2 protein-coding genes are annotated in these 831 nt (G+C 77.4%); both read right to left on the bottom strand.

Features of this window, described 5'->3' with window-relative positions; translation table 11 throughout:
- Window positions 1-533 (bottom strand): putative inorganic carbon transporter subunit DabA (locus OZN99_RS32655; protein ID WP_270939332.1); only part of this gene is annotated, 533 nt, incomplete at its 3' end.
- A partial coding sequence (locus OZN99_RS32660; RefSeq protein WP_270939333.1) for a hypothetical protein occupies window positions 526-831 on the bottom strand: 306 nt, incomplete at its 5' end. The genes OZN99_RS32655 and OZN99_RS32660, both read right to left, overlap by 8 nt.

Raw genomic sequence — 831 nt, forward strand, 5'->3', positions numbered from 1 at the left:
GCCTCCGGCACGTCGGCCAGCAGCGCGGCGACGGCGCGCAGCGCGTCCTCCGGCAGTCCCTCCGCCTCGGCGCCGCGGGGGATGTCCGCATCGTGGCGCGCCAGGCGCCGCACGGCAGGCCACAGGCCCTTCTCGCGGCGCGGCATCGGCCAGGCGGCCTGCCCTTCATCCAGGAAGGCGGCGAGCCAGCGGATCATGACCCGGTTGACCGCCGAGGGTGGCGTCCTGCGCGGCGGCAATTCCGCGTCCAGGGCCGCGGCGCGCGCCGCCTCCGGCCGCCCGTGCCGCCGGGCGACATCCACCAGCAGCCGCGTGTCGATGCGGCCATCCGCCAGCGCCTCCTTCAGCACGGACGCGGCGGGGTAGGGCCGGCCGCCGAACAGCGCCGCGGCGGTGCGGGCGGCATGCTCGAAGGGCTGGTCCTCCAGCCCCTGGAGCGGGTTCGCGGCGATGAAGCTGCGCAGCGGCCAGTAGGGCGTGACATGCGCGGCCGCGATCTCGATCTGGGCGGCAAGGCGGGCGAGCTCAGGCATGGTAGGCCTCCCGGCGGTCGGTGACGGTGGGCGCGGCAGGCTGGGAGAGCCGGAGCACGCGGACATAGAGCGCGGTGGAGCGCCGATGCAGCCCGGCCGAGACGGCGACCCAGGCCAGCACGAAGGCGCCGGCCACCACCAGGTGCAGGACGGTCAGCGGCTGGGGCGCGGTCAGCCCGGGGGTGGAGGCGAGCAGCCGCTCGATCCCGGCGACCAGCCCGCCATAGGCCAGCCCGGCCACGCCGAGCGCCGCGGGCACGCCGAGCCAGCGCAGCGCGGGCTGCGCGACCTGCGCCGC

Source organism: Falsiroseomonas oryzae (genome assembly GCF_027856955.1).
GTDB lineage: Bacteria > Pseudomonadota > Alphaproteobacteria > Acetobacterales > Acetobacteraceae > Falsiroseomonas > Falsiroseomonas oryzae.